At 32.2% G+C, this 24,690-nt stretch carries 32 protein-coding genes and 1 tRNA gene; 15 read left to right on the top strand and 18 right to left on the bottom strand.

The window, feature by feature from the left end:
- Positions 1–32: 32 nt before the first annotated feature.
- Positions 33–926, bottom strand: a complete 894-nt coding sequence (menA, locus tag QOX03_RS04090) for a 1,4-dihydroxy-2-naphthoate octaprenyltransferase (protein ID WP_283671622.1) — start codon at positions 924–926, stop codon at positions 33–35.
- Positions 923–1,249: a hypothetical protein gene (locus QOX03_RS04095; protein WP_119059802.1), complete on the bottom strand. Its 327-nt coding sequence runs from the start codon at positions 1,247–1,249 to the stop codon at positions 923–925. Before QOX03_RS04095 ends, menA begins: the two co-directional genes overlap by 4 nt.
- Before the next feature lie 121 nt (positions 1,250–1,370).
- Here QOX03_RS04095 and lpdA point away from each other — a divergent pair, with 121 nt between their 5' ends.
- The 7 genes from lpdA to QOX03_RS04130 all read left to right on the top strand — a co-directional run bounded on the left by lpdA (position 1,371) and on the right by QOX03_RS04130 (position 6,547).
- Positions 1,371–2,762, top strand: a complete 1,392-nt coding sequence (gene lpdA / locus QOX03_RS04100; protein WP_283671623.1) for a dihydrolipoyl dehydrogenase — start codon at positions 1,371–1,373, stop codon at positions 2,760–2,762.
- A 479-nt stretch (positions 2,763–3,241) separates the two neighbouring features.
- A tRNA-Ser gene (locus QOX03_RS04105) sits at positions 3,242–3,326 on the top strand.
- A gap of 127 nt (positions 3,327–3,453) precedes the next feature.
- Entirely contained in the window at positions 3,454–4,449 is a 996-nt protein-coding gene (locus tag QOX03_RS04110) for a hypothetical protein (protein ID WP_283671624.1), read from the top strand.
- A gap of 65 nt (positions 4,450–4,514) precedes the next feature.
- Positions 4,515–5,012 carry an SdpA family antimicrobial peptide system protein gene (locus QOX03_RS04115; RefSeq protein WP_283671625.1) on the top strand — a complete coding sequence of 166 codons (498 nt, stop codon included), beginning with the start codon at positions 4,515–4,517 and terminating at the stop codon, positions 5,010–5,012.
- Positions 4,991–5,896: a sporulation-delaying protein SdpB family protein gene (locus QOX03_RS04120; RefSeq protein WP_283671626.1), complete on the top strand. Its 906-nt coding sequence runs from the start codon at positions 4,991–4,993 to the stop codon at positions 5,894–5,896. The genes QOX03_RS04115 and QOX03_RS04120 overlap by 22 nt, the downstream gene beginning before the upstream one ends.
- The gene (locus QOX03_RS04125; RefSeq protein ID WP_119057529.1) at positions 5,893–6,336 is read left to right on the top strand and encodes a DUF1648 domain-containing protein; all 444 of its coding nucleotides are present in this window, start codon (positions 5,893–5,895) and stop codon (positions 6,334–6,336) included. The genes QOX03_RS04120 and QOX03_RS04125 overlap by 4 nt, the downstream gene beginning before the upstream one ends.
- Entirely contained in the window at positions 6,329–6,547 is a 219-nt protein-coding gene (locus QOX03_RS04130) for a thiol-disulfide oxidoreductase DCC family protein (RefSeq protein WP_283671627.1), read from the top strand. Before QOX03_RS04125 ends, QOX03_RS04130 begins: the two co-directional genes overlap by 8 nt.
- Before the next feature lie 315 nt (positions 6,548–6,862).
- On the opposite strand, the gene QOX03_RS04135 is transcribed toward QOX03_RS04130, so the two are convergent.
- The 5 genes from QOX03_RS04135 to QOX03_RS04155 all read right to left on the bottom strand — a co-directional run bounded on the left by QOX03_RS04135 (position 6,863) and on the right by QOX03_RS04155 (position 9,843).
- Positions 6,863–7,108, bottom strand: a complete 246-nt coding sequence (locus QOX03_RS04135; protein WP_283671628.1) for a hypothetical protein — start codon at positions 7,106–7,108, stop codon at positions 6,863–6,865.
- Positions 7,105–7,776 carry a DUF4276 family protein gene (locus tag QOX03_RS04140; RefSeq protein ID WP_283671629.1) on the bottom strand — a complete coding sequence of 224 codons (672 nt, stop codon included), beginning with the start codon at positions 7,774–7,776 and terminating at the stop codon, positions 7,105–7,107. Before QOX03_RS04140 ends, QOX03_RS04135 begins: the two co-directional genes overlap by 4 nt.
- Positions 7,773–8,843, bottom strand: coding sequence for an AAA family ATPase (locus QOX03_RS04145; RefSeq protein WP_283671630.1), 1,071 nt, complete (start codon positions 8,841–8,843; stop codon positions 7,773–7,775). Before QOX03_RS04145 ends, QOX03_RS04140 begins: the two co-directional genes overlap by 4 nt.
- A 160-nt stretch (positions 8,844–9,003) precedes the next feature.
- The gene (locus tag QOX03_RS04150; RefSeq protein WP_119059827.1) at positions 9,004–9,234 is read right to left on the bottom strand and encodes a hypothetical protein; all 231 of its coding nucleotides are present in this window, start codon (positions 9,232–9,234) and stop codon (positions 9,004–9,006) included.
- A gap of 33 nt (positions 9,235–9,267) precedes the next feature.
- Entirely contained in the window at positions 9,268–9,843 is a 576-nt protein-coding gene (locus QOX03_RS04155; RefSeq protein WP_283671631.1) for an AAA family ATPase, read from the bottom strand.
- Between the two features lie 475 nt (positions 9,844–10,318).
- Between QOX03_RS04155 and QOX03_RS04160 the strand changes: the two genes are divergently transcribed.
- From QOX03_RS04160 to QOX03_RS04170, 3 genes are all read left to right on the top strand, one after another.
- Positions 10,319–10,495, top strand: a complete 177-nt coding sequence (locus QOX03_RS04160; RefSeq protein WP_283671632.1) for a hypothetical protein — start codon at positions 10,319–10,321, stop codon at positions 10,493–10,495.
- A gap of 520 nt (positions 10,496–11,015) precedes the next feature.
- The gene (locus QOX03_RS04165; RefSeq protein WP_283671633.1) at positions 11,016–11,303 is read left to right on the top strand and encodes a virulence factor; all 288 of its coding nucleotides are present in this window, start codon (positions 11,016–11,018) and stop codon (positions 11,301–11,303) included.
- 360 nt (positions 11,304–11,663) lie between these two features.
- Positions 11,664–11,879 carry a transcriptional regulator gene (locus QOX03_RS04170; RefSeq protein WP_283671634.1) on the top strand — a complete coding sequence of 72 codons (216 nt, stop codon included), beginning with the start codon at positions 11,664–11,666 and terminating at the stop codon, positions 11,877–11,879.
- Here QOX03_RS04170 and QOX03_RS04175 read toward each other — a convergent pair.
- The 4 genes from QOX03_RS04175 to QOX03_RS04190 form a co-directional block, all read right to left on the bottom strand.
- A complete protein-coding gene (locus QOX03_RS04175; RefSeq protein WP_283671635.1) occupies positions 11,876–12,169 on the bottom strand; it encodes a type II toxin-antitoxin system RelE/ParE family toxin in 294 nt (97 codons plus the stop codon). The genes QOX03_RS04170 and QOX03_RS04175 overlap by 4 nt on opposite strands.
- Positions 12,159–12,401 carry a RelB antitoxin-like protein gene (locus QOX03_RS04180; protein WP_283671636.1) on the bottom strand — a complete coding sequence of 81 codons (243 nt, stop codon included), beginning with the start codon at positions 12,399–12,401 and terminating at the stop codon, positions 12,159–12,161. Before QOX03_RS04180 ends, QOX03_RS04175 begins: the two co-directional genes overlap by 11 nt.
- 451 nt (positions 12,402–12,852) lie before the next feature.
- Positions 12,853–13,323: a topoisomerase C-terminal repeat-containing protein gene (locus QOX03_RS04185; protein ID WP_283671637.1), complete on the bottom strand. Its 471-nt coding sequence runs from the start codon at positions 13,321–13,323 to the stop codon at positions 12,853–12,855.
- Complete coding sequence (locus QOX03_RS04190; protein ID WP_283671638.1) at positions 13,287–13,637, bottom strand: hypothetical protein; 351 nt, start codon at positions 13,635–13,637, stop codon at positions 13,287–13,289. Before QOX03_RS04190 ends, QOX03_RS04185 begins: the two co-directional genes overlap by 37 nt.
- 299 nt (positions 13,638–13,936) lie before the next feature.
- Here QOX03_RS04190 and QOX03_RS04195 point away from each other — a divergent pair, with 299 nt between their 5' ends.
- From QOX03_RS04195 to QOX03_RS04205, 3 genes are all read left to right on the top strand, one after another.
- Positions 13,937–14,416, top strand: a complete 480-nt coding sequence (locus QOX03_RS04195; protein WP_283671639.1) for a phospholipase D-like domain-containing protein — start codon at positions 13,937–13,939, stop codon at positions 14,414–14,416.
- A gap of 292 nt (positions 14,417–14,708) precedes the next feature.
- Positions 14,709–14,831 carry a hypothetical protein gene (locus QOX03_RS04200; RefSeq protein WP_283671640.1) on the top strand — a complete coding sequence of 41 codons (123 nt, stop codon included), beginning with the start codon at positions 14,709–14,711 and terminating at the stop codon, positions 14,829–14,831.
- Between the two features lie 49 nt (positions 14,832–14,880).
- Positions 14,881–15,231 (top strand): hypothetical protein, encoded by a 351-nt coding sequence (locus tag QOX03_RS04205; RefSeq protein WP_283671641.1) that lies wholly within the window; start codon positions 14,881–14,883, stop codon positions 15,229–15,231.
- A gap of 44 nt (positions 15,232–15,275) precedes the next feature.
- Here QOX03_RS04205 and QOX03_RS04210 read toward each other — a convergent pair whose 3' ends face one another.
- From QOX03_RS04210 to QOX03_RS04240, 7 genes are all read right to left on the bottom strand, one after another.
- On the bottom strand, positions 15,276–17,009 hold the full coding sequence (locus QOX03_RS04210; protein WP_283671642.1) for a DUF262 domain-containing protein: 1,734 nt from the start codon (positions 17,007–17,009) through the stop codon (positions 15,276–15,278).
- 55 nt (positions 17,010–17,064) lie between these two features.
- Positions 17,065–18,342: a PDDEXK nuclease domain-containing protein gene (locus tag QOX03_RS04215; RefSeq protein WP_283671643.1), complete on the bottom strand. Its 1,278-nt coding sequence runs from the start codon at positions 18,340–18,342 to the stop codon at positions 17,065–17,067.
- 12 nt (positions 18,343–18,354) lie between these two features.
- A complete protein-coding gene (locus QOX03_RS04220; protein WP_283671644.1) occupies positions 18,355–19,641 on the bottom strand; it encodes a site-specific integrase in 1,287 nt (428 codons plus the stop codon).
- A gap of 492 nt (positions 19,642–20,133) precedes the next feature.
- Positions 20,134–20,457: a hypothetical protein gene (locus QOX03_RS04225; protein WP_283671645.1), complete on the bottom strand. Its 324-nt coding sequence runs from the start codon at positions 20,455–20,457 to the stop codon at positions 20,134–20,136.
- Positions 20,458–20,740: 283 nt separating this feature from the next.
- Positions 20,741–21,643 carry an Eco57I restriction-modification methylase domain-containing protein gene (locus tag QOX03_RS04230; RefSeq protein ID WP_283671646.1) on the bottom strand — a complete coding sequence of 301 codons (903 nt, stop codon included), beginning with the start codon at positions 21,641–21,643 and terminating at the stop codon, positions 20,741–20,743.
- 35 nt (positions 21,644–21,678) lie between these two features.
- A complete protein-coding gene (locus tag QOX03_RS04235) occupies positions 21,679–21,828 on the bottom strand; it encodes a hypothetical protein (RefSeq protein ID WP_283671647.1) in 150 nt (49 codons plus the stop codon).
- A 234-nt stretch (positions 21,829–22,062) separates the two neighbouring features.
- Complete coding sequence (locus tag QOX03_RS04240) at positions 22,063–22,242, bottom strand: hypothetical protein (RefSeq protein WP_283671648.1); 180 nt, start codon at positions 22,240–22,242, stop codon at positions 22,063–22,065.
- Between QOX03_RS04240 and QOX03_RS04245 the strand changes: the two genes are divergently transcribed.
- Both QOX03_RS04245 and QOX03_RS04250 read left to right on the top strand, forming a co-directional pair.
- Positions 22,243–22,491 carry a hypothetical protein gene (locus QOX03_RS04245; RefSeq protein ID WP_283671649.1) on the top strand — a complete coding sequence of 83 codons (249 nt, stop codon included), beginning with the start codon at positions 22,243–22,245 and terminating at the stop codon, positions 22,489–22,491.
- Between the two features lie 111 nt (positions 22,492–22,602).
- Positions 22,603–24,690, top strand: a complete 2,088-nt coding sequence (locus tag QOX03_RS04250; RefSeq protein WP_283671650.1) for an alpha-L-fucosidase — start codon at positions 22,603–22,605, stop codon at positions 24,688–24,690.

Here is a 24,690-nt window from a genome sequence, read left to right on the forward strand (position 1 = left end):
TTGAATTTTGATTTAAAACAAAGATAAAAGATTTAACCGAATAAAAGCCCAAAACCGAATAGTAAAGCAAAGGATAGAGTTAGCAAAGATGTGAATATCAATTCTTTATCTAATTTCTTTGGATTTTTATTTTTTGAAACTTTTAGGAATAAAAAATAAGTGGGAATTACTAATAGTAAAAATAGATATTTTAGAGAATTTTCTGGTCTTTTCTCAAGAAAAATTAAGCCTAAAATAAAAGGTAAAAAAAGTAATATAAAATGATAAATCTTTATATTTTTTTGCCCCAACATCAGCGGTATAGTAATTTTATTGGCTATTTTATCTTGCTGAGCATCTCTCATATTATTTAAATTCAGAACGGCCGTGCTCAATAAACCGATGGCGGTGGCTGGCAAAAAAATGGATGCATGAATTTCTTTGGCAAAAAGCGTGTGTGTGCCTACAACTGCAACTAAACCAAAAAAAAGAAATACAAATAAATCTCCTAGGCCACGGTAGCCATAGGCGCTTTTGCCCACGGTATAAAAGATTGCAGCCAATACAGCTAAGGCAGCTAAGCCTATAAAGCCTAAAAATAAATCCCAATGCTGGGGTAAAAATGCAATGACTAATAGAATGAAAGCACTGAAAAAACTTAAAAAAGAGAAAAGAATGGTGGCTTTTTTCATCTGCTGAGGAGAAATCAAACCTGAAGATACCATGCGTGCTTCGCCAGTGCGGTGTGCGTCTGTTCCCTTGATTCCGTCGCCATAGTCGTTGGCAAAATTAGATAAAATTTGTAAACACAATGTAGTGAAAAGTGCTAGACAGAAAACTAAAACATCAAAAAAACCATCAGCAGCAGCAATGAGCCCGCCCAAAATGATTCCGCTTAGCGAGAGTGGCAAAGTCCTAAGCCTTGCTGCATAAATCCAGTGCTTCATAAATAAGATTTAAAAACTAAACCGCTAATATCATTAATTTTTTTACCTTCAAAAAGTTCTACTAATAAATTATATGTTTTGGTACGGCTGAAGTAAGCTTCTTTAGCTCCGAATTTTTCTTCCAAAGGAACTTCAATAAAGAAAAGATAGTTTTTTACGGCAGTGAATTTTACGGTACATTCATCATCCTTTAGCCCAATGTAGCTCTCGCCATCATCTACCAAGTTGCTTAGCAGTTCTCGTGCTTGTGATAGGCTAGCGTCTAGTGCCTTTGCAGCGGGAATATGGAAATCAATATCTGTTCTTTTACCGAAGATTAGCATACTTTAATTCTAGTATAAAGATATTAAAATGTTGATTATTCAAAGAAAATGAAAGAAGATTTAGTGATAAAAATTAATAATGTGTAAATTCGCAATTCACTAAAATAAAAAATTTTTAGGTATGAAATATGATATTATAGTTGTAGGTAGTGGCCCTGGCGGGTATGTGACAGCCATTCGCGCCTCTCAGTTAGGTTTTAAAACTGCCATCATCGAAAAAGAAAATTTAGGCGGCATTTGTTTAAACTGGGGTTGCATTCCCACCAAAGCTTTGCTGAAGAGTGCACAAGTTTTTAAATATTTAAATCATGCTGAAGATTTTGGTTTAAATAAACCTGAAAATATTTCTTACGAATTCCCAAACATTATACAACGAAGTAGAAATGTTGCTCAGAAAATGAGTAAAGGAGTGGAGTTTCTGATGAAGAAAAATAAAATTGATGTCATCTTTGGTACAGCGACACTTCAAAAAAATAAAAAAGTAAAAGTGGCTCTAAACGACGGAGGAGAGCAAACTTACGAAGGAAATCACATCATTATAGCAACAGGAGCGCGTTCTCGTGAATTACCTAACTTACCACAAGATGGAGAGAAGGTCATAGGCTATCGACAAGCGCTAAACTTACCCAATCAGCCAAAGTCAATCATTGTAGTAGGTTCTGGAGCCATCGGCGTTGAGTTTGCTTATTTTTATGCCACCTTGGGCACGAAAGTCACCATTGTAGAATACTTGCCAAGGATTGTCCCAGTGGAAGACGAAGAAGTGAGTAAGCAATTAGAAAAATCCTTCAAAAAATCAGGAATAAAAGTAATGACCAACAGCTCTGTGGAATCGGTAGACACTTCAGGCTCAGGAGTTCAAGCAAAAGTAAAAACTAAAGATGGAGAAGAAACTTTGCAAGCCGATATCGTTTTATCGGCCGTAGGAATTACTTCAAATATTGAAAACATTGGATTAGAAGAAGTTGGAATCAAAACCGAAAAAGGTAAAATTGTAGTCGATGACTTTTACAAAACCAATGTAGAAGGTTATTATGCAATTGGCGATGTTTTAGCAACACAGGCACTAGCACATGTAGCTTCTGCTGAAGGAATCACTTGTGTAGAAAAAATTAAAGGTTTAGAAGTTAACCCAATTGATTATAAAAACATTCCAGGTTGCACTTATTGTTTACCAGAAATCGCTTCTGTAGGCTATACCGAGGCTCAGGCCAAAGAAGCTGGTTACGAGATAAAAGTAGGTAAATTCCCTTTCTCCGCTAATGGAAAAGCAACAGCAAATGGAGATAACGAAGGCTTCATCAAAGTTATTTTTGATGCTAAATATGGCGAGTGGTTAGGTTGCCACATGGTTGGTAATGGCGTTACAGAAATGATTTCTGAGGCTGTAGCCGCTCGTAAACTAGAAACAACAGGACACGAGATTCTAAAGACGATTCATCCACACCCCACATTATCTGAAGCTGTGATGGAAGCTGTAGCAGCTGCTTATGATGAAGTAATTCATATTTAGAACGAAAATTAATTAGATTAAAAAGCCTTTTCATCCATTTTGAAATGGCTTTAATCTAATTTTTTTTAAGGCTTTAAAAATTTTTCTAGAGAAACAGCCCTCCTTAAAAACATTTTTTTAACTTATATTCAAAGTAGGGAATAATGTGAATTTAAGACTTTGAAGTTAAAATAAAATGTGAAAAAAAGATTTCCATTTTACCTTGAATAGAGGAGATGAAAAGAGGAAGAAAAGTAGATATCTCTGATGTTTTAAAATAATTTATATCATTCTTATTCAATGAGTTGATGTTGTATTTACAATTTATGCAAGCAAAATTATCTCTGCGTAAACAATGACATGAAATTAATCAGAAAAGGGAGAATTTCAGAAAATTTATTAGCCATAACGACAGAAATTGAAATTTAATTTGGAATTATAAATAATAATTTCTTACATTTGCAGTCCGCAAACAAATTAAGTTGTTTACAAAAATTATTGGAGAGATGGCAGAGTGGTCGAATGCGGCGGTCTTGAAAACCGTTGAGGGTCACACCTCCGGGGGTTCGAATCCCTCTCTCTCCGCAGTTAAATTACTGAATCCCTTACTGCAAAAGGGGTTCAGCTTGTTTAACAAAGTGTAAAAATTAAATTTAGTTACAAATCGTAACAATTTCTGCCCTCAATCTCTTTTGGCGTCGCACTGAATATTATGCGATACAAAAACTACTTTACCGAACCGAAAATTAAAGATTATCCTATCCAAAATCCTGATGGAACAAAAGGTAAACGCTGGTATGTATGGTTTAGATTTAATGGAGGAAATCCACACAGATTCTCTTTAGATATTAATAAGCAAAAAGACTATGATTCAAGGCTTGAAGAAGCAATCGTTTTGAGAGAAGCTTTGAAGAGAAAGCTAGAAAGTGGGTGGATTCCTGAAAAGAAAAAAGTTGAAAAGAAAAAAGTTGAAATTCCTACATATAATTTCAATCAAGCTCTAGATTTTAGTATAAATAAATTAGAAAACGGCAAAAAGGTTTTTATCATTTCTATGTATCAGACAATGGGTGCAGGACAAAATCTTCAATTCATTTCTCCAACTCCCGAAAAACTGATAAATGTAAAAGACGAAAATTCGGAAAATTGGAATACTCAAAATGAAACCGATATAAACGCTATTTACTTAGATAAACCTACACATATTATTCAAAAGATAGACTTGAATTTGAATGAAGAAGGTTTTATCAAATATCTATTTCAATTAGAATTTTTAGCACAAGTCGGATCGATTTCAATAAAACAACTAAAACATCAAGTTATTATTGCTTTTAAACATTTATTAGCATCTTCCAATACAACTATTAAACCCGAAAGTCCAAACAATGGATTTTTGTATAAGAATTATAACATAAAACAGCATTTTTCAAAATATATCATTCAAGCAATTGGACGGATTTGTAGAACAAATTTAAAGTCGCCAAATATTTACATTTATGCAGATAGTGAATTAGATAAGTGCATTTGTGATTTTGCAGTTGCGGCACATAATACAATTGGTGTAACAGCATTGATATATTTCAAAGCTGCTTTTTGGGGGCCAAAATTGGAAAGTACTAAAATTGAGCAATATCGTGGTATTAAACCAGTAAGTCAGGATAATTTATTAAAGACAGAAATATTAATTGACCAAATAGCCATAGGATAAATAAAAATATTTTTTCAATTATCTTTTTCTTATACATAATTCCAATTGGTATATTATTGTTTGTAATGATGTTCTATTTTGTTGAAGTAAACCCAGTTAAATTTAACAATAATATAGAAAACAGATTTTTTTCATTTGTTCCTCAAGGGTGGGCTTTCTTTACAAGAAGCCCACGTGAGGCACAAATAATATTGTATAAGAAAAATGATGAAAACAAATATGAAGAAATTAATCAAAGACACGCAAATATTTACAATTTATTTGGTTTAAATAGAAAACCTTCTAAAATTTTAGGAGAATTACAATTTGCAAAAAAAGAGATACCCAAAAAACTTTACTATGACACTATATTCAACTATCAAACAAACCATATTATTGAAGATGTAAATAAACTAAAGCCTTTTTATTTTGAAAATAAAATGTACGACCCAATTTTGTGTGGTGATTATATTGTTGTTTATCAAAAAGCTGTTCCGTGGGCTTGGTCAAAAAATATTCATAAAATAAATATGCCTTGTAAAATGATAAAAATAAACTTTATATGCACAAAGAATTCAAGATAGAAAATCGAATTAGATTACTGACAGAAAAATATAGTCCATTCACTAATGTTGTTGGACTGTCTCGTTCATTATTAGCACTTGGATTATTGCTAACCTTACTTTCAACTGATATTAATACTTTAGTCCATAAGTATAATGATGGTAATTTAGTTAATCCATTACTAAATGAATCAGTAGCTCTAAATAAATACAATTTCTTCATACTATTTGGCTACGACCATTTGAATTTAATGAAGTATTTAGCTATCATCATTTTAGCGATTGTAATTTCTGGCTTTTGGTTTAAAATCACATCTTTTTTGCATTGGTGGATAGCAATTAGTTTTCTTTACTTTTCATCAATAATTGATGGTGGAGATCAAATTAATGCAGTAATAAGTTTGATGTTGATACCTGTTTTATTATTTGATAAAAGAAAGAATCACTGGGAAAAAATGAATAATGAAATATCTGTAAGAGGTATAATTCCAATTATTACAATTTGGATTATTAGATTACAGGTTGCTTTAATTTATTTTCAGGCTTCTGTTGGTAAATATTTTGTTCCTGAATGGGCAGATGGTACAGCAATATATTACTGGTGGAATCATACAGTTTTTGGTATGCCTATAATTATCTCAAACAGTATTAATTTTGCTTTAAGTAACTCTTTTGTTGTATCATTCATAACATATTCTGTTTTGATACTCGAAATATTAATTTTTCTTGGTTTAACCGCTAATTTAAAATATCGTAAAATAATTTTATTTATAGGAATATTTTTTCATTTTTCAATAATTATTTTCCACGGCATATTTTCTTTCTTTTTTTCTATAACTGCTTGTTTAATTTTATTTCTCTATCCTACATACCAAAACATTAATTTTAAAAAATATTTATTATGATTAAAAAAAACATCTTAATAGTTTTCTTAATATCTGTTTCAATTTTAATTCTGAATTGTTATTTCGTTTTTACAAATTATGATAATATTTCAAATGAAATTATCACTCATATTGACATCACAGGAAAACCAAATGGTTATGGAAATAAAGTAAATTTAATTTATGCAATGCTTGCTAATTTTTTATTAATATTTATTATTTTTTTGGGCATCAAATATCCCAAATATGCAAATTATCCAATCGAGATAAATAATAGAAATAGGAAAACTGCATATCAAAAAATGCAAATGTTTTTAGCTATTATTTCAATAATTACATCACTAGCTTTTTCATATATGGTTTTTTTAGCAGTAGGTAAACAAGAATCAATGATTTACATCATTCTATATAGTATTATTTCAACTTTAACTATTTTATTTTATTTCAAAACTAATGAATAAATTTATTGTTTTTTATGACAATTGGTGTCCAAACTGCAATAGATTTAAAAATTTTATAAAAAAAGTGGACTCGCTAAATTTAATTTTCTTTAAAGAACTAAGAAACAATATAGAAAATGAAACTTTTTTTAAATTAAGAGAGGATAAAGACTTGAAACATATTGAAATTGATAATAATCAATCCCAAGATGAATTTTCAAAAAAAGCATGAGAAGATAAAATTAAACAAACTTCTATAAGAAAAATATTCATAAAATAAAAACTATTTGTTTTTTTTCTGTCTATATAATTTTGTGATGTTCTAAAAAGATTTAGAATGTAAGGGATAAGCTTTTAGCTTAATAAAGGAGCGTTTAATACGCTCCTTTTTATATAGTGCATTTAATAATTTTTTAGATATTCTTCAATCCTTGTTTCAATATCTTCTTTTAATCCACGTTTGCGATTCAAAAGAGATTTATTTTTCTGTAAGGTCAAAAGCTCTTGAATCAACTCAAAATTCTGTGGGTTCTTCTCACAAGATTTTTTAAGCAATTCCAATTCTTTTTTCCTTTTTCTCGTTTTGGTCTTGAATATATTGCAAGTTTTTCAATATTTGTTCTTCTGACAAGATTAGATTGTTACTTACACCATTGATTAGGTCTAAAGTACCTTCTTCCTTTAAGTTAAATTCCATTATGGAATCTTCTAAAGGTTGACCTTCAAACAAGTCAGTTATAGACTTTATGGCGTCTTGTTGGTATTGTAGGTTAGAATCAAACGTTAACTTCATTGTTTCACTTTTTCAATTAATTTTTCTACCCATTTACCGAATCTTGGACATTTTGCTAACACTACATCAATACCTGCTTCTTCAATTATCATTATCCCATCATTAACTTTATTATAACCTTTAATTAGTTGGTTGTTTTTAAGGCGTTTTGAAGGTGCTGTCTGAGGACTGTCGTTAATATCTTCTGGGTTCGGGTATGTTGCCATTACCTGTTCTATTTCATAGAATTTGGCATCGTGTTCTGAATACAAAGCTCTGATAGCATCAATTGAGGAAAAAACCAAAGCTTCAAATTCGTGAAGTTGTATGTATGGTAGTAAATTTGGAAAAGATTTACCTTTTTCAGTTTCTATGTCTTCAATAATCGCTGTTTCCAAAAAAGATAAGCGTTCATCTTTATTCACAATTCTCTTAGCATCTTCATATTTCGGAAAATCTTTAGGTAAGGCGTAAAAATCAATTATTGTGGAAACCAAAACATTGTTTTCATAAACACAATTAATCAAATCGGTTTTTATATGCTGATATTTCGTTAATCCTCCTTTTGTATGTTTTATTTTAAAACAATCTACACTTTGCAATCCCTTTGTATATAGATAAGGACTTAATACTTTATCGATAAATTCTTTTTCAGTATCACCTTCTACAATAATCAATAATCTTTTCATAGTGGCTGTCCTTTAATGATACTTTTCGTCCATAATTCACCTATAGAATAATCTTCTATCCAATTGCTTAGCCCATCTTTATCTAATCTTTTGAAAACAGATTGGTTATCTTCTTTATCAACTGTAATTATGTCTTCTGCTTCAAAGTTATTCAGCAGTGTTACAGATTGAGTAGAAACGATAATTTGACAGTCTTTTGCAACAGCAGATTTTATTAAACCTGAAAGTTTATTTATAGCAGTTGGATGTAATCCTAATTCAGGTTCGTCAATGATAATAACCTTAGGCAATCTAGGTTGCATCAATAAGGTAACCAATGCTATATAACGTAAACTACCATCAGATAAGTGATTGGCATTAAAATAAGTTTCAGGATGCTCTTTTTCCGTCCATTCTAAAAGAATTTTTTCTTCATCCAAAAAAGCAGGCGAGAGATTAAACCTATCAAAAAATGGAACAACCGATTGAATGGTTCTTTCAATTCGCTTGAAATTCATTGGGTGTTTCTCTTGTAAATAATAAAGGTAAGCTGGTAGATTGCCACCATCTTCTTTTAAAATCCTATTATCATTTGTATTTGCTTTGGTTCGTAAAGGTGCAGAACTACTGGTATCGTGAAAATGATATATTTTATAGCTTTCAAGGTGTTCACTTAGGTATTTGTTTCTTTGAGTTGACGAGCATTTTATCTGACTTTCTTTGATATTTTCATCATAAAAAGATTTCTTGTAATTAGTTGGATAATTTAATATACTATCCTCTTTTCCGATGAAGAAAGTACCATTATCTGTCGGTAACAAATTAAATGCATAAGCATTATTACCAAAATCTAAATAGCCTTTAATTTCATTTGTGTTTTTTCTACCATAATGTAGCAAGTTGTCCACACCACTTTTTAATGAGTATTGCTGAAGTCTTTGCTCATAAATATTATTGACCAACTTGAAAAAAGAAATAAAATTGGATTTACCAACGCCATTTGAACCTATCAAAATATTTATTGGACTTAGTTTTAAATCCATTTTTTTGATAGACTTATATCCTTCTATTTTAATATTTTGAAGCATAGCTATATTGTTTTAAATTCTATACCTGCATCTTTCATTTGCAAAGAGGCATTTGTTTTTAATTGGTCTATTATTTCGTCAATTATATTTTGTATAAATTTTGCCATAATTTCAGTTCACAAATGTAATTAATTAATCAATAGCTTCTCGCTTTGTTTGTTTATGGTTTAAAATAACATTCTATTATTGCTTCATTAATTAAATCTTTCATACTTTTTTCTTTTTCAATTGATAAAAGCTTTAATTTTTTCAAAATATCTATATCAATATAGAGAGAAAATGCCTTTTCATTTTTCATTACACTCTCTTTCACAGGTTTCACTTCCTGCTTTTTTGGTTCTATTTTCTTTACTTGAGCTTGTTTTATCAAGCTGCTTAAATCTTTTTTCATATAAAATCTTTTTTCTAATATATAAATATATATTTATATAATCATATTAAGGATTTCTTCAGTTAGATTATCAATGTGATCTTGAGCTTTAGAATCTAAAGTATCAACTAGAATAGACCGTGTAAATGAAACCAAATCCTGAATTTTTGTTTCTGCTATTTTTATATTGAAGGTTTTCATTTCATTTACAATATCTTGTGTAATCGTCGTATTATGTTTAATAAGATTAAACACAATAAGGGCATTATCTTGTTTTTTCGCTTCTGTTATTAAATCTATTGTTCCTTTTATTGCAAATAAATCTAAAATCCCAGCACGTGTAGGAACAACGATTATATCTGAAACTTCAAAAATTTTAGTCAAGTTGGTTGCTAAATATGGTGGCGTATCAACTAATACGAAATCATAGTCTAATTCTGGCAATTCTTCAGGTAGAACATTTTCTAAGATGTCAAAATACACCATATCTGATACCTGTGATAAACTACCCTGTTTATCATAATCAACAATACAAACATTTGCTGATTCATATATTTTTTTTGCAACATTGAATGCTAGGGTTGATTTACCAACGCCCCCTTTTTGATGTGAAAATGTAATAATAGACATATTTAGATAATTATATATTTATACAAATATAGAATTAATTATTTATATAAATATATATTATTAAATTTTATTTTGCTCCTAGGGCTCTAGTAGAAAAATAATATTAACGTTATATAAGTTAATAACAGAAAAAATAAAATGATAATAAATTATAAAAATCAACAAATTGTTTTTAAACACTTTGGATAAAAGAACAAAAAAAATAGTATTCTATAAAATATTGCAAATTACTATGATATAAATATTAAAATCTTTTCTGTAATTATATAAATATATAATTGTTTATTTATATATTAGCTTTAATAATGTTTGGATACATTGTATTTTTAACTAAATTTGATTTATTTATGAAAAATCTATTTCAAGAAACAGTTAGGGAAGCTTATCAAGCTTATAAAATTTGTAACCCCATGGGATTAAGAAATACTGTAATGAATCAAATTAATGAACTAAATAAATAATAAAATAAATTAAAATGAAAACAAATTTAAGAACATTAGCACTATGTTTAGTGCTTGGAACTAGCTTTACCGCTATTACTTCGTGTAACAATGATGACGGAATAGAAGAAGTTGTAAAGAATAAAAAGAATAAATATACTTATTCTCCTCCAGCATGGATTCAGGGCAGCTGGGTGGATGAGGAAAATTAGATGAAACTACTGGTTATAAGTTTACTGAATCAGCTGTATATTTTGTTAGTAAGGATGGTGAAGTACCTATTGGTGGATCTGAAATTGATGAGAATTGGAAAAAGGCGGAGCATTCAAGTAATAATAAATATAAATTCGCTTTGTTAGGGGAACTCTTTATCTATGAAGTTGAATATATTGACGATAATCATGTAGAGTTAAAACTACCTGTTTTGGTTAGCGACAAACCCATTAAGTTTGAATACTATTATTTAAAATTAAAAAGACGTAATAAAGATTTTATTATACCAAAAATATTTGAATAAATAATAAATTATATTTTAAGTTTAAAAAGCCCGAACTGTATCTGGCTTTTTTAATAAATATAGATTTGTGTCACACAATCATTTATATAATTATTGTAGGCGTGGGGCAGTTGAGTGTCCTTAAATTGAGGGCAAAGCCACTCATTGGTTACTTTTATAATACTCAACTTTGTTTTATTGGTTGCTTTTATAATACTTTTGATTATCTTTGCATTATGTATGCAATATTATTTGATTTAGACACGAATTGCCTTAATGAAAATTATGAAGGCACTACATATCATAACGCCTATAAGCTAATCAAGGATTTTATGATTAGTAACGGATTTGAATGGAAGCAAGGAAGCGTTTATTTCGGTGGTAATACAATTGATGCAGTTACTTGTGTTCTTGCTGTCCAAAAATTAGCAAAACAATATCCTTGGTTCTCTACCTGTGTGAAAGATGTGAGAATGCTTAGAATAGAAGAAAACAACGATTTGCTCCCTGCTATTTCTTTGTAACTAACACGCACTCACCTAATAATATACTCCTACGTGCCATAAGACTCAAAAACATCATTAAATCTAATGTACGTTATTTGAGTAACTCCTTTTTGGTTGTTTAAGGGTGTTTTTAGCCGTTTTAAGCTATTTTTTTTAAATTAGATGTAAATACTCTACCTGAAGAAAAAAGCCATTAAATCGCTTTTAATTGTTTTTTTAAAAATTATATATTTGTGGGGCATTAAGGAAGGACAAAGAGGCAACGTGAGGACAACCTTGAGAAGAGCCAAAATGTGAACTTTATACGCAGAATTTTTCTGTAAAAATCAAATCATTCGGGTTAAGTTTTCTTACCCGTTTGATTTTCTAAAATCCATTATGAAAGCAGAAAAAAATAACTATATATTTCAAGTTGATGATACAGTTCTTGTAGCTCCTCAAGTTACAGGCGAGAAAGATTGGATTGAGGCTAAAATTACTGAAATTGAAGATAATCCTTTCATTGGAACCGTGATTAATGTAATCACTCCTGAAGTAATTATATTTTTTGAAAAACCTGATATGTTCAAGCCTTTGATTAAAAAAAATACTTAATCTATCGGCTTTTCTCTATTACTGCGGAATAATTTAATATAAATTAATCCTTGTTCCTCTATCACCTCATATAACAGAGAAAACTTACCATTGAAAAAATTTCTTTTATACAAATTAAGCGACTTAATGTAATTAGCTAAAAAATAAGGGTTTTCAGATATCACTTTTTCTACCAATTCTACCTGTTGGATTATTTTTAAAGAATATTCATTACTCTTATTTTTTTCTATCCAAAAATCAAGGTTATCTTCAAGCTTTTTAGCAGCTTCTTCGGTCCATCTAACTTCCATACTTATCTTTTAATCTCTTAGATAAATCCATGCTACTTATTGTTTTTCCCTCAATAATCTGCTGATTAGATATTTCTAAACTCTCCATTTCTTCAGGAGTTGGCTTAAATTTGGATTCTCTATTGTATTGCTCTACAATTTCTATAATTTCATTGTATTGCTGAATAGGAATAACTACAGATAACGGCGTTCCATTATTATCTGTTATAAATTGACGATTTCCAGTAACCATATTAATCTTTTTACAAAGATATTCAAATTAAATAATTTTTCTAAGTTGATAATAAACTGCAGTAATTTTTACCGCAGTTTATTTTACTTTTTACGAGTTAAAAAGAATCTCTCGGAACTGCTTTACCCTCTTTTTTCACCAAATTGAATACACTCTTAGATTTTCTATTTTTGAAAACCACACCCTTGAAAAACCCATCCGAGTGAATTACTAAATTCAATGTATCATTTATATTGTAGTATAGGTAATCAGAAGGGTTACATTCAATTATTGTGTTCTTTGATTTGAAAAAATAAATATCTCCTCCTTTACTGTTTTTTAGAATGATTTTTTCAACTATCACAAAATCAATTTCTCTATCAGGTAGTTTACTTTCTATTTCTTTTAAATTGCATGAAAATAGAAAAAGAGTGATTATTACAAATATTATGAAGTATCGCATTACATTGGTTTATTTATTAAAATCAAATTCAATTTTAAATTCATTATTAAGTTTTAACCTAGCGTCAAAACTTTTGCCTGCTTTAGATTTGAAACCTTTCAATAATCTTGTTTCTTTTTTGCTAATTAAATCTTGAATTACTGATTCAGATATTTTTTTTCCTGCAATGGTTTTCCATATTGTAAAATCACAACCTTTTTTCCAATTTGTACAACCAAACGATTTTTTTCCTTCTAAAATATTTCCATTACCACATTTAGGACATTTTCCAAGGGTTTTTCTTTCAGTTGTTATAGAGGTTAGTTTGGTATCTTTACTAAAGATATCTTGAACAATATTGTTTGTAAAATCTGTGATTTCTTTATAAAATAATTTAACATCTTCAGTTCCTTCAGCAACTTTCTTTAATTTCATTTCCCAGATAGCAGTAGTAATTACATCACTTACTTGCAAATCTTTGATAATGTTATAGTATTCCAATCCTCTATTATTTGATTAGGCTGAATTTTTATATCAAGTTTTTGCTCTTCTATATCTTTCTCATCAGTATTTTTTAATTCATATTTTTTCCAACCATCAGCTCTCCAACTATTATATTTTGCTCTTATAAGACTATCTAATTCTTTTTTATTTGATGCGTTTTTATAAGTTTCAATAGTTTTAGCGTAGTCTAAAAATTCTTCCTCAGTTGGAATTTCCTGTGCAAACTTATTTGGATTTTCTTTCGTTAGTAAAAATGAATTTTCTTTTTTTGTTTCTGAATTTTCTTTGAACTTTTGGGTTTCGATTGGCATTGTAAATTGAGTTTTTTCTTGAATTCCATCAATCTCATTATTGATAGTATAAATAGTTTTTTTACCTGATTTTCGATTCCTTGAAATAAAACTTAAATCCTCAAGTTTTTTTAAAGCCTTTTTAATAGTTGGTGTTGAGAGAGAAAGAAGTTTAGATAATTCAGAATCAGATAAAACAAATGCCTGTTCTTGATTGTTTTTAAAAGATTTATTTATCGTATATTAGTCTCTACAAAATAGGAATTAAGGAGCTGATTGATAATATTCATAAAACATTAGCTGAAGATCTTCGCTCGACTTTGAGTTCTGGTAGCCGAATTTCTATTGCGGCATCTTGTTTTTCTATTTATGCTTTTCAAGAACTTAAGAAAGAGCTAGAGAGGGTGGAAGAGCTGAGGTTTATTTTTACTTCACCTACCTTTATAGCAGAGAAAACAAGTAAAGTTCAACGCGAATTTTATATTCCTCGTTTGCATAGAGAGCGTAGTCTTATAGGAAGTGAGTTTGAAATCCAACTTCGTAACGAATTGACACAAAAGGCTATTGCACGAGAATGTGCAGAGTGGATCCGTCGAAAGGTCAAGTTCAAGTCAAATAAGACTAAAGAAAATATGATGGGCTTTGGCGTAGTGGACAACTGCTCTTATATGCCGCTAACTGGATTCACTACTGTAGAGCTCGGAGTAGAACGAGGTGACAACGCCTATACAATGATACAAAAAGCAGAATCTCCCTTTAGTGAACACTATACACAATTATTTGAACAACTCTGGAACTAAAAATAGATAAGGAAAAATCATTGGATAAGCAGATGCAACTAGTAGCCAGATTAATCAAAGAAAAAAGTACTTAGAAACGAAAGAATAAAGGAATAAAACAATATGGAAATAAAGAAACAAACCCTGACCTCAGCATCGCATAGCGAGTTTACGCTTGAGACACTAAAACAAATAGCCCCCTCAGCATTTACGGAGGTACGTGGGGCAGATGGCGAGCTGACACAGAAGGTAAATTTTGATGTGCTCCGTGAACTGTTGGGTGTGATGTCGATGAGGAGAACTTTGGCTTTCAATGGGTGGGCAAGCAGGCGGCAAAGCGAGCAGCAGCGGAGCCTACACGCCAGACCCTACGCCCCGTTGTGGAGGACAGTGTAGACTGGGAGACCACAGAGAACCTCTACATAGAAGGGGATAATCTAGAAGTGCTAAAGCTCCTCCAGCGTGCTTACCTCGGTAAAGTAAAAATGATCTATATTGCCCCGCCTTATAACACGGGCAAGGACTTTGTTTATAATGACGACTTTGCCATGAGCCGTGAGGAGATGGACGAGGCGATGGGTAACCTTGATGAGGAAGGCAACCGCTTGCGCCAGAACCCCGATTACAACCTCCGCTACCGCTACCTTCGTATGCAAGGCAAAGCCACAGGTAAAGATTTCGCCCATCTCGACAGCATTTTTGTCACACATCGCAATTCCAAAGCGATTCAGCTGATGCAACAAAAGGTAGTTGATTACGAGCAAGCTCTGCAACTAGAACAGCAAGAGCGTATCAAAGGTGAGCAAGTTCAACTTAAGAAGTTGTTAGTGAAGTAAACGAAAACGCCAAGGAGGCGATTATTCTTCCTTGGGGCTACGTTTTATTTTAAAAGTTCATTTTGGTCCAAATAAGCAATGAACCCTTTGATAATTGCTTCATTACGATTTAGGATATCGTCTTCTGTAAAATCATTTTTCTCGTTTGCCATTGCCAAGAGTTCTGAGATGCACGTCTGTTTCCTTTCGCCCTTACCCCCTTGCAATCCTTTGTAATACTTCACTTTATCAGTAAACCTATAGTCCGAAGATCTGATATTTATGCGCTGTTCAAGTAAAGACTTGTTTCCGAGAAGTTCTGCATTCCATCCATCTTTTAAAGGCTCATTTTTCACTCTATTTTTCGCATATATATGCTCTATGTCAAATTTGCTTTCAAGAGGGAGTAGTACTTGTTGGTTATGCTGATAAGCCCACCAAGTAATCATTGATCGTGTTATTTGTCTCTGATTCAGAAATCTATAACTTTTAATTATGTTTTCGAGATTATCTCTTTCAAACTTAAAATCAGAAAATGTCACTTCTTTACCATTAATCAGATTAACCATTTCGCGATAAATAGGTGTGCGAAGAGCATTTACGCCTGGATTAGTAAGTGCGTATGCCCAAATAAATCCGATTGTTCGTTCCAAAAATTTTGAGAAAGCATTCTCTTCCAAAGAGCCATCCGACTGTTTATTATGCATAAAATAGACAGATACAAAATAGTACCACATGCCATTAGGTGCATAATTTAATACAAATAGGAGTTGTAGAACTTTATCTGAAAACCTATTTAAGTCTTGATTATTGACATCGTACCAAAACTTTATAAGAATTTCAAGTTCATCTAAAGTTGTTTCATTTTTCAAGGCTTTATATGTATCCTTCTCATAGAACTTACGTAAAGCCTCTGTTGTCGTGTTAGTATTTCCCTGTTTAGCTCGTAAGAAATACATATACAGCGTGAAAAGTTCATCTAAAGGAGAATCCTTACTCGAGTTAAATGCCAAAGAAGACAAACGCTCTAACTCTCTCCAGCGTTCTATAAAATCTTCTTTCTTACCATTCTTAGAGTAGTATTTATAAAACTCAGCTTTGAAAATATCAGCATCGGAAAGAGGTTTTCCTCTATCGTTTAGTGTGGAAAAGATGCGTAATGCCGTATCTTGGTTTTCGGCTTCAATAGGTAATAAAATGCAATTACCAAGAATTCTAATAGGCAGATATGGAAAAAATGTTGGATAGTTTGCTAAGAAATCATCTATTTTCTTTTGGAAGAAACGATAGTTCTCTGCATATCGACTTTTGAAATTATTTGGAGCAACTCCAGCTTTGAGAATATCTAAGAATTCTTCTTTATCATCATCAGTAGCAACTTCAGAATCTATTTTCAAAGCTTCTTTGTTCGGTTCGTCAAACTCATTTGTTTTCCAAACACATTGCTCAATCATCTTCCGCATACTTTTAGTTCCTTTATCCTGCATCATTCCTGAACGTTCATAGAATGCTCTCAATAAAAGCATTAAGGTTGTGAGACGTTGTTGCCCATCTATAATTTCTTGTTTGCCACTTCCATTCTTGAAAGTAACTATTGGTCCTAGAAAATACTCTTCATCCTGCCGGAATTTGGTTGCATCATCTTCTGGAATTGCAAAAGTAAAAATATCATCCCAAAGAGTTTGACACTCTGTTTCACCCCAAGCGTATGGACGCTGATAATCAGGAATAAGAAAATCGGTTTTCTTATCTACAAAAAGTCCCTTAATGGTTTTTTGGTCTATGTTGAGTTTTGACATCTTATATGATTTATTGTTTTAATTCTTTTTATTGATCTTATCAGACATTACAAAGCTACTCTTGGTCCACGAATTTATTCAATTCTTCCTCCACCTCCTCCACAGTAGGCAACACTGATTTCAGATTTTCAGGGATAGTCTTTGTTAGTTGATAGTCGCTGACACCGATTGGCTGATCGTAACCCGAGAGTGCATATTGTGCCACAACCTTGTCGCCACCATTGCAGAGGAGCAAGCCAATAGTTTTGTTGTCGTGTTCGCCACGGAGGGTATCGTCCACTACATTGATGTAGAAGTTCAGTTGTCCCATGTATTCGGGCTTGAATGGTGTCGCTTTAAGTTCGATAACTACGTATGCGTGTAGTTGGATATTATAGAGGATAAGGTCGGCATAGAAATCAGAATCACCTACTTCAAAATGCTTCTGCTGTGCTACAAACGCAAAGCCACTTCCCATTTCGAGTAAGTACTTTGTGATATGCGAAACCAATTGCCGTTCAAAGTCTCGTTCTGCCATTTTATCCGTTTGCCCCATCATATCAAAGATATAAGGGTCTTTCATCAGATAGTTGGCAAGGTCGCTTTGCGGTTTGGGTAATCGTACCGAGAAGTTACTCACTTTCTTTGCCGTAATCTGCCGAGCGAAAAGATTGGTCTCAATCTGCATTTGCAGAACATTACTGCTCCAACCATTGGCAACTGCCTGTGTAATATACCAAAAGCGTTCACCTAAAGGCAACTTACTGTTAAGCAGAATTACATGGCTTGCCCAGTTGGTGCGAACAATGGCAGATTGCTTGAAGATATCCTCTATCTTACTAATGTCGCTGTGATAGATAGCCGACAGCATTTCAGAAATCTCTCCTAATTGCGCAACAGGCTGTTGTACAATTATATCTCTTTGATTTTCGGTGAATTGAATTAGTGCAAGAGGTTCTTGCACTAATTGATTGAGTTCTTTTGTTTGGTTCAAAACACGCTCCAACGTTGGATTTTGAAGCAAGCTATTCACCTCAACCATTTTGTTCAGTATTTCCAGTGGATAAGCACTGGCGAACTGGCACATATAGAAGATGTTTCTGCGAGAGTATCCCTTCTTGTCAGGATATTGTGAGCGTATAGCCTTGGATAGATTGTCGATAACTTTGCTTCCCCAGCCTTCTTTCTTTTGGAGGTAGAGAATAAAATGCCCCACCTTCCAATAATGGAAGAGCATATCAGCATTAGCCGAAGTAATCATGCGCACTTGTGTATGCTCAAGATCAGTACCAATGGCTCGTACAACGAGAGATAAATCTTGCTTATCGGCTTTCTGTATTTTATCTTTGCTCATATTGTCTTGGAGTTATAATTGATTGAATTTACTCATAGCATTCGCCTTGATGTCGTCTGCAATATCAATGTAGGGTTTCATTGCCTTGTAGTCGCTATGTCCTGTCCACTTCATCACAACTTGAGGAGGAATACCCAATGCAAACGCATTGCAGATAAAAGTGCGGCGACCTGCATGTGTGCCAAGCAGGGCATATTTAGGTGTAACTTCGTCAATACGCTCATTACCTTTGTAATACGTTTGGCGCACAGGCTCGTCAATCCCTGCCATTTCTGCTAATTCCTTGAGATAGTCATTCATTTTCTGATTGGTAATCACAGGCAAGACCTTATCATTTTCAAACGCCACATCCTTGTATTTGTCAAGAATCGCTTTGCTATGATTGTTCAGCTCGATAATCAGGCTATCAGAAGTCTTAACCGTTGTAACCTCAATGTGGTCGCCCTTTATATCACTTCTACGAAGATTAAACACATCGGAGTAGCGCAAGCCCGTGAAGCATTGGAAGAGAAATACATCACGCACCCGATCAAGAGCCTGCTTGGCAGCAGGTATTTCGAATTCTCGGAGTTTGTTCAGTTCCTCCCATGTGAGGAAGATGATTTTCTTCTGTGTGCTTTTGAGTTTAGGTTTATAGCTATCGTAATCATTATTCTGGTGCATACCTTTCTTGAAAGCCCAGCGTAAAAACCACTTTAAGAAACTTAGTTGCTTACCAATAGTAGAATTGCGCATTTCCTTTACATCACGGAGATAGGCAACATAATCGTTTAGACCTTTTTCATCAAAGAAATCAAATGTAAGTCCATCACGAAAGTTCATCAAATGATTTTTCACAGCAGCAAACTTCTCGTAAGTAGAATCAGTCCAATCATTCTGTTGTCCACAATCTCTCACAAACTCATCGAATACCTTGTAGAAAACATTAGGTGTTGATTTTCTCGGTTTGACTTCTTCTATAGGTTTGTGCAGCGCATTGAATGCCTCTTTAATTTGTTCAGGAGATGGAATTATTTCTTCTACTTCAAACTTTTTGAAGATTTCCTGCATCTCTGTATAATAGCCCAAGAGTGAAGCATTGATTTCAGAAGCTGATTGTTTCAATTTGTTTGTGCAACCGTTTCTTACTCGTTGCTTATCAGAATCCCATTTTGCAGCATCAATACGATAACCTGTTGTGAATTCAATTCGTTTGGAAGCAAAATTAACACGCATACGGATAGGCACATTCTCAACAATGAGAACTCCGTCCTTTTTCCTGCTTTCCAACGTGAAGATAATATTCCGCTTGATGTTCATACTTTTGGGTGTTTTGATTTCTGCACCCAAATTTACACCCAAAAATTGATTCTACTAAAGATTTTCCATGAAATCTTATTTTATTAACATTCTGTATAAATCTCTATTATACAATAGATTGAACGTATATGATACTATTTGAAGGTTCAAGAGAAAGAGCCTCTCTCTCCGCAAATTTAAGCCTAAGTGATTCTGTAACAATTACTTAGGTTTTTTTAGATTTTGTGTTCTGCACAAAAGTGCACAAACTCTTGAAAATCGGTATTTGCAGACATGATAAATTTTATCATGTATGAGCAAGAAAAAAAACTATTGGACTGAACCTAAAATAAAAAAATATCCATTAATTAATCCCGATGGAACAAATGGTATGTATGGTTTAGATTTAATGGAGGAAATCCACACAGATTCTCTTTAGATATTAATAAGCAAAAAGACTATGATTCAAGGCTTGAAGAAGCAATCGTTTTGAGGGAAGCTTTGAAGAGAAAGCTAGAAAGTGGGTGGATTCCTGAAAAGAAAAAAGTTGAAAAGAAAAACATATGCATTTCTATCTTTCAGAGAAATATATTCTAAAAGTGGTAAATTATTGATTTTGTAAAAATTTTTAGCACCTCTTTTTTCTACAGATAAAACACCTGCATAAGCCAATAATCTTAAAGGCTGTTGGATGAATTTATCATATTCACTTTTAGTTGTAGGATTTTTTGCTGAGGGTTTGTTAAAAATAGCTTTTACATTTTTAATAAAATATTGGGAATCCCATATATCTTGAACTACAAACTCTTCATTAAGTGAACTTTCTCTTATATTCATTACACAATCTACAATGGTATATATTACATCAGGAGTACATTTTTGATCTGAAAAACGAGCGTCTTTTGTCTTTCTTACATCAAGATTATATTGAGATAAATGTTGGTTTATTTTTTCTATTATATCAAAATTATTCTTTTAAAAGTCCAAAGAAAAATACAGAATTATTGTCAATATTTAGTGAGCGAGTTCCGTAATTTCTTGCTACACGATAAAATTTTTCAAATTCTTTTGAACCATAATAATCTAAATCTTTTTCTGTTGGCTGTCTGCTTCCGTTTTTTTAAGTTAGTAATGCCACAGAACCATCTACAATCGTATTTTTAGGTAAAAAACTTGCTCTTGGATGTTGGGTTAAATTAGGTATCATTACCACTTTTTCTTGATTTAGGAATTTTGCAACTGTCAAATTATCTGTATCATCTATATAGCAATCATAATTTTCAAAGTTTTTTACTTCATTATTTCCTATATTTCGTGATTTCAGAACACGAATTTTTCCCATTTCCTTAGTTTTATCTTTTGTAATTTGTCTATCACGGAAACTTTGAAAAATATCAAATTTCATTTTATTGGAAATTTTGTCAAATTCCTTATTTCTATAAATCAACCAATATGGAAATTCATCAGAAAGCAAATAAGATTTTTTATTTTTTCGTAAAGTTTCTTGGATATAACTTTCTATTATAATGTTTTCTGAATACTTTTTAGGGCTAGTTTCTAATAAAAACGAAATTGTTTCTATTTTAATTCCCTTAAAGCCTTTCACCCCATAATCACAAATTTTTAATAAATTTTGTTCTGCCAAAATTTCTCGTGTTATATTAAATTCAGGAGCATTTATCAAACTTTTAGGTACGATAAGGGAAATAAATTTCCCTAGTTTAATACTTTTCTCAATAAAGAAAGAAAAAATATTGTTGGTTTTTTTGTTTCTTATATTGGCTTTGTATTCACCTAATAACTCTTGATTTTTGGTTATTTTTTTATAGGGTGGATTCCCTACAACTATATCATATTTTTGAGAAAAATCGTAGGTTAAAAAATCTGCATTGATAAAATTAAACTTAATATTTTTAGGATATTTCAGTTGCTCCAAAATGCATTTTAAAATTTGTAATGAATTATTATCAATATCCAAAAGGTCGAAAATAACTTCTTCTTTATCTTTGTATTTCTCAACCAATAAAGGAATAAAATTACCTACGCCAACAGATGGCTCTAAAACTCTTTTTGTGCGTCTTTCTGTGCATCTTTTAATGCTTTGATGTTTTGCTGAAGTTGCTGAACTTCACCACGAGATTGGGCCGCTTTTTCTGTAAGTGCTTGAACATCTATATCAAGTTCTACTATTTTGATTGTTTTTGCCATATTTTGTATATTTGTATTAAATTAATCCACTGAAAATGAATAAGATTAAAAGAAATTGGTATAAGAAAAAAAGAATATGGTTTTTTGCCATAATGCCTATTATTTGGTTTGTTCTTTATTGGAACTTTCCAAGTACGATTTTAGTTTTATCTATGCCTTTTCTTGTTTTGTTGGGTTTATATTTAGTTGTTGTTTATCTCATTTTTCTTTATTGTATATTATTCAACAAAAACCCTATGAATTGGTGATATCACTGATTTTTACCAATTCCACTACGCTCAAATCATCACTGAGATATTTGATTTTATTGGGCAGAAATATTGCTCCTAAATCTTTGAGATAAATCCTGCAATAGAAATCAAATTGATGAATGTCTAAAGGGCTTAATGCTATGATAAATTCGCTTAATTTCATTTGATTTGCAAATTCTCTAATTGCCTTAATTCCCGTTCTGTTTCCCGAATATTATTAGTCATTGATGGTAAGGAGTCTTTATATAAAAGAAATTTAACTCTCAGAGATGATAATGAAAGCTTTAGAGATGGGAGTGGAACGGTGAAAACCAACGAACTTATGATTTTTGCTAAAATTACAGGGCTAAGAGTTGTGTTGTATATCAACAAAATTTATTTTAATCAAGAAAATATTAATCATTTAAAATGAATTGAATAGTAATACTCTGAATTAAAGATATTCAAAAAAATATGTTTTGGATTTGTAGAAACACAAAAAAAATGATAAATTTAAGGTTCAAAATTTTAAAAAATCATTTTAATGAAAAAGGTTCTAATCTGTAGCTCTATTCTATTTTTATCATTTTCTTCATGTTCGGTTAATCAATCACTGAAACAATCAATCGCTCAACCCGAAAAATTTGGGGCAGTGCCGACACAACGGCAATTGGATTGGCAAAAACTGGAATATTATGGTTTTGTGCACTTCAATATGAATACCTTCACCGACCGTGAATGGGGCTATGGAGATGAAAAGCCAGAATGGTTTAACCCTACAGATTTTGATGCTGAGCAGTGGGCGAAGGTAGCTAAAAAAGCGGGGATGAAAGGACTGATTTTAACGGCAAAACATCATGATGGGTTTTGTCTTTGGCCCTCGGCTTACACCGAGCATACTATCGCTAATTCTCCTTACAAGAATGGAAAAGGAGATATTGTGAAAGAATTGGCTGAGGCTTGTAAAAAACATGATTTATTATTTGGTGTTTACTTATCTCCATGGGATAGAAATCACGCTGCATATGCCCAAGATGCTTATGTAGACGTGTTTTTAGGGCAATTGAATGAGCTTTTAACAAATTATGGTGATTTGTTTGAGGTATGGTTTGACGGAGCAAATGGTGGAGATGGTTACTATGGCGGGGCGCGAGAAGCTCGGAAAATTGATGCAAAAACTTACTACCGATGGGATAAAGTAGTGGATATGGTTCGAGAACATCAACCTAAAGCTGTGATTTTTGGGGCAAAAGGAGCTGATATTCGCTGGATTGGTAATGAAGAAGGAATCGGGACTGAAACCAACTGGAGTACGATGAATCCTATTGTGATGAATGAAACACGAGAACAATTGCAAAAAGGAGTGAAGAATGCTGAAGATTGGCTGCCTGCAGAGGCAGATGTTTCTGTACGACCAGGCTGGTATTACCATGCAAGAGAAGATCACTTGGTTCGTCCACTAAGCCATATGGTAGATATTTACTATAAAAGTGTAGGGAGAAATGCTAATTTATTGCTGAATATCCCAGTAGATACAAGAGGTTTAGTGCATGAAAATGATGAGCAACGGCTATATGAATTGTATGAAGTTATTCAGGCAGATTTTGAAAACAAAGTGAGTGAAGATGCTGAATTTAAAGCAGATGGGAGAACTATTGAAAGCAAATTCATGACTGATGATGAGTTGAGCACCCATTATTATAATCCTCAATTAGAAGATTCGCAGCAACAAGTTATTGAAATTGATTTAGGAAAATCTCAAATATTTAATCGCCTTCAAGTTCAAGAAAACATTGAATTTGGCCAGCGAGTTGAATCTTTTGAATTAGAGATTTTCAAAGATAATCAATGGCATAAAATCACCGAAGGTACAACGATTGGTTACCAAAGATTGTTGAGATTTGAGCCTGTAAAAGCTCAGAAAGCACGTCTTATTATCAAAAAAAGTTTAGCCGCACCAGTCATTTCAACGTTTAATTTATATAAAGCACCTAATTTATTGGTAGAGCCAACTTTAGAGCGTAAAAAATCTGGTGAAGTTTCTTTCAGTGTGCCAAATAAACAGACAGAAATTTATTACAGTTACAAAAAAGACCAGCCACAAAATTTCACAAAATTTTCTAAGCCTTTAAAAATTTCTGAACCCACAACCATTTATTACGCTTCTTTTGATCCTGAAACGCAGAAATACAGTAGTGTCCAGACAGCGAATTTAGACATCCCTAAGGCAAAATGGCAAGCCATTGATGAAAATGGCAAGCCATTAAAAGAAGCTACCAAAGCCATTGATGAAAATGTGTATTCAGTATATGTTTCTACGCCAGAGGCCCCAGAAATCATCATCGATTTGGGTGAAAATATAGATATAACGGGCTTTACATACTGGCCATCACAAGAACGCTGGGCGTATGGCACAATTCAGAATTATGAATTATATACCTCTGAAGATTTGAAGAGCTGGAATTTGGCTAAAGAAGGGGAATTTAGTAACGTGAAAAATAACCCAATTGAACAAAAAATTTTATTTCAAAAAACAAACACAAGATATATAAAACTTAAATCAACTAAAACAACAGATGGCAGTAAAAAAGCTTCTTTTGCAGAAGTTAGCGTAATAACTTTAAATCCATAA

Source organism: Candidatus Ornithobacterium hominis, from assembly GCF_951229915.1.
Lineage (GTDB): Bacteria > Bacteroidota > Bacteroidia > Flavobacteriales > Weeksellaceae > Ornithobacterium > Ornithobacterium hominis.